Annotated in this window: 7 protein-coding genes; 2 read left to right on the plus strand and 5 right to left on the minus strand. The window is 68.6% G+C overall.

The genetic code is table 11. The features are described from left to right. Positions 1-7: 7 nt before the first annotated feature. From VHA82_RS02185 to VHA82_RS02205, 5 genes are all read right to left on the minus strand, one after another. Entirely contained in the window at positions 8-1,906 is a 1,899-nt protein-coding gene (locus tag VHA82_RS02185; protein ID WP_325539809.1) for a TonB-dependent receptor, read from the minus strand. A gap of 96 nt (positions 1,907-2,002) precedes the next feature. Continuing rightward, positions 2,003-2,635: a glycoside hydrolase family 19 protein gene (locus tag VHA82_RS02190; RefSeq protein WP_325539811.1), complete on the minus strand. Its 633-nt coding sequence runs from the start codon at positions 2,633-2,635 to the stop codon at positions 2,003-2,005. Positions 2,636-2,650: 15 nt separating this feature from the next. Beyond that, on the minus strand, positions 2,651-2,959 hold the full coding sequence (locus VHA82_RS02195; RefSeq protein ID WP_325539813.1) for a hypothetical protein: 309 nt from the start codon (positions 2,957-2,959) through the stop codon (positions 2,651-2,653). Positions 2,960-2,975: 16 nt separating this feature from the next. Beyond that, complete coding sequence (locus VHA82_RS02200; RefSeq protein ID WP_325539815.1) at positions 2,976-3,683, minus strand: hypothetical protein; 708 nt, start codon at positions 3,681-3,683, stop codon at positions 2,976-2,978. 127 nt (positions 3,684-3,810) lie between these two features. Further along, a complete protein-coding gene (locus VHA82_RS02205; protein WP_325539817.1) occupies positions 3,811-5,328 on the minus strand; it encodes a YifB family Mg chelatase-like AAA ATPase in 1,518 nt (505 codons plus the stop codon). Positions 5,329-5,660: 332 nt separating this feature from the next. Here VHA82_RS02205 and VHA82_RS02210 point away from each other — a divergent pair, with 332 nt between their 5' ends. Then, positions 5,661-6,392 (plus strand): TorF family putative porin, encoded by a 732-nt coding sequence (locus tag VHA82_RS02210; protein WP_325539819.1) that lies wholly within the window; start codon positions 5,661-5,663, stop codon positions 6,390-6,392. 29 nt (positions 6,393-6,421) lie between these two features. Next, positions 6,422-6,760 carry a P-II family nitrogen regulator gene (gene glnK / locus VHA82_RS02215; RefSeq protein ID WP_325539821.1) on the plus strand — a complete coding sequence of 113 codons (339 nt, stop codon included), beginning with the start codon at positions 6,422-6,424 and terminating at the stop codon, positions 6,758-6,760. Positions 6,761-6,966: the final 206 nt, after the last annotated feature.

A 6,966-nucleotide genomic window follows, 5' to 3' on the forward strand; every position in this document is an offset into this window, starting at 1 on the left:
AGGGTGCCTAGAGCCGCCACTCGGCCTTCGCGAAGACGTTCGGGCCGAACTCCGCACGGCTTGCGGGCGCGCCCCACTCCGGATGGCGGCCGCCCAGGTTGCGCAGCGCGACCGACAGTTCGAGGCCGGCGCTCACGTGCCAGCCCCAGCGCAGATCGAGCGCGGTGTAAGCCGGCACGGCCGGGGCGGGCAGCGCGCCCACACGGCGCAGCGTCGCATCGAGCTCCATGCGATGCGGCAAGTCCCACGAGGACGACAGACTCGCGCGATAGCGCGGGTCGTTGCCGAGCGACGAAACGCCGAGCAGCGGGGCCGCTCCGGGCACGGGCTGCGCATTCAGGTGCTGCCAGGCGTACGCGGCTTGCAGCCGCCAGCGCTCGGATGCGCGCCATTGCGCCCAGGTTTCGACCCCCGTCAACTGCGCCTCGAAATTGTTGTTGAGCGTCACGCCGGCGGGAGTGAGATCGATCGAGCGCAGGCGATCGAACCGGTGATGGAAAAGCGTCGCGTTCCAGGAGAGCTGCGGCTTGGGCTGCCCGCGCAAGCCGAGTTCGTACACATGCGCGATCTCGGACCGGAAGAACGGCCCGCCGTTGATGAGGGGCGAGTAGAAATCGCGATCGACCCGGGCCGGCGCGCGGACCGCCCGCGAAGCGGCCGCCCACAAGAGATGCCGGGGTGCGAATTCCCAGGCGAGGCGCAGGTTGGGCAGCCATTCGAGGCCGGTGTAGGCGTTGTGCTCCGCCTTGATTCCCATGGTCACGCGCAGCCGGTCGCGCAGTTCCACCTCGTCCTGCGCGAAGACGTTCCACAACTGCTCGCGACGGTCGGGCGGCAGAAGCGACAGCACGGCCGGCGCCAGGTTGGTGAGCCGGTCGTCTTCGGCGCGCCAGCCGGCGCCCCAGAGGAACTGGTGCCCCGGCCGCGGCTGCCACAGGTGCTGCAGGTCGATGTCGAACGTATCGAGCGCATCGTGCACGGCGCCGGGCTGGTCGCGCCCGGTGTGGTCGAAGTACGCCTGCAGCTGCACGCGGCCCGCGCTGCCGAGGTCGCGCGTCGCGCGGCCGAGCAGGTTCCAGCCCGAAATCTCGCGGGCCGCCGGCACCTGGTCGATGGCGCTCCGGTAGACATCGCCCTGCACCGTGAGCTGCGTGTCGTCCAGGAAGCCATCGCCGCGGAAGCCCGCCTGGGAGTGCTGGGCGGCGTCGCGCACGGGCGCGCCGCTGCCGAGTTCGGACGAGTGCGTGAGCGTTCTCTTGGCATAGGCGCGCCAGTGCATGTCCCCGGCCGCGAAGCCGTATCGTGCGGCGGCGAGGCGCCGCTCGCCGCCGCCGCCCGCCTCGACGAGCGCGCCCTGCGTCTCCGCGGCGCTGCGCGTGATGATGTTGATGACGCCGTTGACCGCGTTGGAGCCGTAGAGCGTGCCGCCCGCGCCGCTCAGCACCTCGATGCGCTCCACGTCTTCCAGCAACACGTCCTGCGCTTCCCAGAACACGCCGGAGAAAAGCGGCGAGTAGACGGTGCGCCCGTCGATCAGCACGAGCATCTTGTTCGCAAGGACGCTGTTGAAGCCGCGCGCTGCGATCGCATACTGGTTGGCGTCGGCCCGCGCCACCTGGAGATTCGGCGCGAGGCGCAGTGCCTCGGGCAGGGTCGTCGCGCCCGACCGCCGGATGTCCTCGTGGCTCACGACGTAGACGGAGCCCGCGACGTCGGCCAGGCGCTGGACGCGCTTGCCGACGGAAGTCACCTCGATCGAGCCGAGCTGCTCCAGCGAGAGGTCCGCGATGCTCGCGGCGCCGCCCGCGGGTGCAGCGCGCTGCGCGATGGCGGCGCCGTGCATCGTGCCGTACAGGGCGACGGCGAGGCAGGCCCGAGCCAGCCGGCTTGGAATCGTTGTCCCCAAGGCGTTCTCGTTGTGCGGTGATGGAACGGCCTATTATTCATGAGGCATGGCCGGTTGTGGGAAGCGCACATCCCATTCGCATCCGGGGCGCACCCTCTAGGCGAGGCAGGACTCGAGCCGGCCGAAGGCGAGCAGGCGGTCCTTCAGCCCGACCGTGCCGCCATTGATCCTGCGCGTGATCTCGGTGAAGTCTTCGAGGTCGTCGTCATCCGTGCCGTCGTCGGCCAGCGCGTTGCATCCTCTCGTGCTCCAGAACCACGCCGCGCTCATCGCGGCATTCGATTCATCGAGAAGAAGATCGGGGTGGCCTTCCAGGTCGATCCCCAGGGCATGCCCGGCGTCTCGATAGTTGCTGCGCCCGGTGATCTGGATGAGGCCGCGCCCCCGGAAGAGGAAGCCGTCGCCGGAAGCCTCGTCGCCGTTTCCGAGCCTCTTCGCATAGACGAAATTCGCGAGGCCCTTTGGATTGTCGACGTAGGGCATTGCGGACTCCTGCGTCGGGAACCGCTTCGGCCAGACGCGCTGCAGCCGCACGGCCGTCTTGTACGTCAGGTCTTCCGCGAGCCGGTTGAACTGGCCCGATTCGTAGCCGATCTGGGCGAGGAACGCGCAGAGGCGCTTCGGCGTGGCGATGTCGTAACGACGCAGCGCGGGCGCCAGGGCGGCGCTCCACTGCGCCGGTCGCGCGCATTGAGGAAATGCCGTCTTGAGCAGTTCGGCCGAAACCATCTTCGCCGCTTCGCCTTACAGGATCGCCGCGAGCGTGGGCACGAGCTTGGCGACCGAGACGGCAACGTTGCCCAGGGCTTCGATGCGCTGCTTGAGTTCCGCCTGCGCCAGGTTCACCCTGGAGGCTTCCTTCACGAGCGCAACGAGCTCGTCGTATTTCTGAAGATCCGTCGTGCCGGGCGTGATGGCGTCGATGTCCTCCTTCGAGAGGCACGCCAGTTGGGTGAGCTCCGATTTGTACTGTCCGTCGAACGCCTCCCGGCTGGTCTTCAGCTGCTCCCGGAGCCTGCGTTCGAATTCCGCGCGGTCGAATGAGTCGGGCATGCGCATTTCTCCTTTGTCACTTCGAAACGAGCTTCTTCAGGCTGGACAACTCCGCGGCGACGCTCGCGCCGGTGGCCTGCACCTTTTGCGCCTTGTCGACGAGCTTGCCGACCTCGTCCGAGGTCGATGCGAGCTTTTCGCCCACCAGCTTCGTGAGGTCCGTGTCGACGCCGATGGCGTTCAGCACCTCGTTTTGCGCGTCGTGCACCTTGACGATGCTCGCGAGATACCCTGTCACGATGGAATTGCCATAAGTGATCTGCGCATAGCTCCTGTCGACGGCCGCGAGCACGGCCGCTTCCTGCGCATCGATCGGCGCCAGGAGCTCGCTTCGCTTGCTCTCGGCATCCTCGCGAATCTGCGAAACGAGGAAAGCCATCGCCTGGAACGTGTCGCTCTGCAGACCCCCCGCAGCGCCCGGCTGGAAGCTGCTGTTGATCGCAAGGAGAAGGGAGGCGCGCCGGTCGTCCTCGGCGGCGCTCTTCGCGTTCCTGAAGTCGTTTTCCATCAGGGCGCGGATCTGATAGGGGACATACACGTTGTCCACGAAGCGGTTGACGTCCTGCCGCATCCTCGCGAAGAGAAGCTTCACGAGCGCGCGATGGGATTTGGCGACGGTCGTCACATCGCGCCCGACGGTGGTCGACAGTTCGACCGATTCCTTGGGGACTTGCGCGCAGCCCGCGAGCACGAGGCCCGCCGCGAGCAATATGGCGCACTGCATGCGTCTCATCGTGATCCCCTCCGAAGTCATACGCTGCGCGGCAGAGTAGCATCCGGCTTCGTCGTGCGCCTCCCCAATTCGGTGGAGAAGTCGCGCGAGCCGCGGCGCATCCAGTGGCGGGCTGCGGCTATCGCCGCCGGTACTGCGCGGCCTCGGCCACGTGCGCGACCTCGATCGTGTCCTCGTGCGCCAGGTCGGCGATGGTGCGGGCCACCTTCAGGCAGCGATGCACGGAACGCGCGCTCCATGCGAGCCGCTGGGCGGCCGTCTGCAGGAACTGCTCGGCATCGCGAGCGAGGCGGGCGTGCGACAGGAGCGCCGAGCCCTTCAGCTGCTGGTTGGCATGGCCCTGGCGCGCAAGCGCGCGCTCGCGAGCGACCGCGCAGCGGTGCCGCATGCTGGTCGTGGGTTCACCGGGGGGCGCGGCGAGCAGCTGTTGCGCATCGAGCGGCGGCACTTCCACGTGCAGGTCGATGCGGTCGATGAGCGGCCCGCTCAGCTTGCCCTGGTAGCGCGCGACCTGATCGGGTGTGCAGCGGCATGCCCGGTGCGTGGCGCCCAGCCAGCCGCAAGGGCATGGATTCATCGCGCCGATGAACTGGAAGCGCGCCGGAAATTCCGCGCGACTCGTGGCACGCGCGATGCTGATGTGGCCGTTTTCGAGCGGCTCGCGCAACGCCTCGAGTGCGGGCCGCGGGAATTCAGGCAACTCGTCGAGAAACAGCACGCCGTGATGCGCGAGCGAGATCTCGCCCGGCCGCGGCGGCGAGCCGCCGCCCACGAGCGCCACGGCGCTCGCCGAGTGATGCGGCGCGCGCGTGGGCCGCGTCCACCATTGCTGCAGCGTGAACTGCCCGGCAAGACTCGCGACGGCGGCGCTCTCCAGGGCCTCCTGCACGCTCATGGGGGGCAAGAGCCCCGCGAAGCGCTGCGCGAGCATCGACTTGCCCGCGCCGGGCGGGCCGACCAGCAGGATGCTGTGGCCGCCCGCCGCCGCGATCTCGAGCGCGCGCTTGGCCGCGGCCTGGCCCTTCACATCCGCCAGGTCGGGATAGAGGGGCTCCCGCGCGGGGGCGGCGGCTTCGATTCGCACGAGCGCCTCGCTCCCGCTTTGCCGCGCGGCATCGTCCGGCACGAATTGCCGCACCACGTCGAGCAGGTGCCGCGCGCGATAGACCTGCGCGCCGGGCACGAGGGCCGCTTCCTCCGCGCTGCCCGCCGGCAGCACGAGCTTCACCCGCGTGCCCTCGGCCGAGAGCGCGAGGCTGAGCGCCAGCGCCCCGCGCACCGGACGCAGTTCACCGGAAAGCGACAGCTCGCCCGCGAACTCATGCCCCGCAAGACGCGCCGCATCGATCTGGCCGCTCGCGGCAAGGAGGCCGAGCGCGATCGGCAGGTCGAACCGGCCCGAGTCCTTCGGCAGGTCGGCCGGCGCGAGGTTCACCGTGATGCGCTTGTTGTGGGGGAACTCGAGCCCGCACGTGGCGAGCGCGGAGCGCACTCGCTCGCGCGACTCCTTCACTTCGGTGTCGGCCAGCCCCACCAGCGTGAAGCTGGGCAGGCCGTTGGCCAGATGGACTTCCACCGTCACGGCGGCCGTGCCGAGGCCGACGAGCACACGGCTTTGCACCAGAGACAAGCTCACTGAAAACCTCCCACGCATCGTTCGTTTGCCGGGAAGAACGCATCGCGACCGCACACCGCCGACGCGTTTCGCACGCGCTGTGAACGAACGCACCGAAATCGCGGCCGGCAGTCCGCCCGAGCCGCCTCACCGCTGCGCGTCACTCTTCTGGTGCTCGCCGCCCCAGTTTGGACGCGACGCGCGGCGCGCACCGTCCGGGTGCGATCGGCTTCGCGGGTGGGACCCGAGGCTTCGCCGCGCGGAGCCAGAGGCAGCTGTCGCGCATGGCACGCCTCGTGCTTCATCCCCTTCGCATGACCCGATTTTCAAACCGCAAGCCGAACGGAGAACCCATGAAACTGAAGAAACTTGCCGTGCTGCTCTCATCGCTCGCCGCCACCGCCGCCATGGCGCAGGCGAAGGCGCCCGAGCCCGACTACACACTCTCGTACAACGTCGGGGTGGTAAGCGACTACCGCTATCGCGGCATCTCGCAGACGCGGCTGCAGCCCGCGCTGCAAGGCGGCATCGATTTCGCGCACAAGAGCGGCTGGTACATCGGCACGTGGCTTTCCACCATCAAGTGGATCAAGGATGTGGGCGGCGACGCGAACATCGAGTGGGACGTCTACGGCGGCTACAAGTTCGAGGCCGGCCCGCTCGGCATGGACGTGGGCCTCCTCACCTACAACTACCCGAGCAACAAGCTGAACCCGAGCGCCGATACGCAGGAAGCGTACGTGGCGGGCACCTGGGGCCCGGCGACGCTGAAGGTGTCGTACGCATTCAGCAACCTCTTCGGCTTCGCGAGCAGCAGCGGCAGCTACTACGCCGACCTGAGCGCCAACTTCGATCTGGGCGGCGGCTGGACCGTCACGCCGCACATCGGCTACCAGGACGTGGTGCACAACAGCGCGTTCTCCTACACCGACTATTCGGTGACCGTCGGCAAGGACTTCGGCAACGGCCTGAGCGCGAGCGTCGCGCTGGTGGGCACCGACAACAGCAACTACGTCGGCCCGGCGCCGGGCCTGAAGAACCTGGGCCGCACGGGCGTCGTGGCGGGCCTGAAGTACACGTTCTGATTCCGCATGCAACGCGCAAGGAGAGCACGATGAAACTCGTCACCGCCATCATCAAACCCTTCAAGCTGGACGAGGTGCGCGAAGCGCTCTCCGGCATCGGGGTGCAGGGCATCACCGTCACCGAGGTCAAGGGCTTCGGCCGGCAGAAGGGGCACACGGAGCTCTATCGCGGCGCGGAATACGTCGTGGACTTCCTGCCCAAGGTGAAGATCGAGGCGGCCGTCACGGACGACCTCGTCGACCGCGTGATCGAGGCCGTCGAGAGCGCGGCGCGCACCGGCAAGATCGGCGACGGAAAGGTCTTCGTCTACGACCTCGAGCAGGTCGTTCGCATCCGCACCGGCGAGACCGGCAAGGAAGCGCTGTAACCCCATCAGTCCATCACCGTAGAGAGACGACCATGAGAAAGTTCATCGCTTCCCTGGCCCTGGGCCTGGGACTGCTCGCGGGCACGGCAGCCGTGTTCGCACAGACGCCCGCGTCGCCCGCCGCGTCCGCCGCTCCCGCGGCAACGACCGAGGCAGCGCCGGCGTCCGCCGCGCCCGCGGCCGCCGCACCGGCCGCGACCGCGACC

Source organism: Ramlibacter sp., assembly GCF_035548915.1.
Classification (GTDB): Bacteria; Pseudomonadota; Gammaproteobacteria; order Burkholderiales; family Burkholderiaceae_C; genus Ramlibacter.

Bases quoted from the DNA above. Each gene is read 5' to 3' on its own strand.
- VHA82_RS02190 (WP_325539811.1), bottom strand. From the start codon at position 2,635: ATGGTTTCGGCCGAACTGCTCAAGACGGCATTTCCTCAATGCGCGCGA.
- VHA82_RS02195 (WP_325539813.1), bottom strand. From the start codon at position 2,959: ATGCCCGACTCATTCGACCGCGCGGAATTCGAACGCAGGCTCCGGGAG.
- VHA82_RS02200 (WP_325539815.1), bottom strand. From the start codon at position 3,683: ATGCAGTGCGCCATATTGCTCGCGGCGGGCCTCGTGCTCGCGGGCTGC.
- VHA82_RS02210 (WP_325539819.1), top strand. From the start codon at position 5,661: ATGAAACTGAAGAAACTTGCCGTGCTGCTCTCATCGCTCGCCGCCACC.
- glnK (WP_325539821.1), top strand. From the start codon at position 6,422: ATGAAACTCGTCACCGCCATCATCAAACCCTTCAAGCTGGACGAGGTG.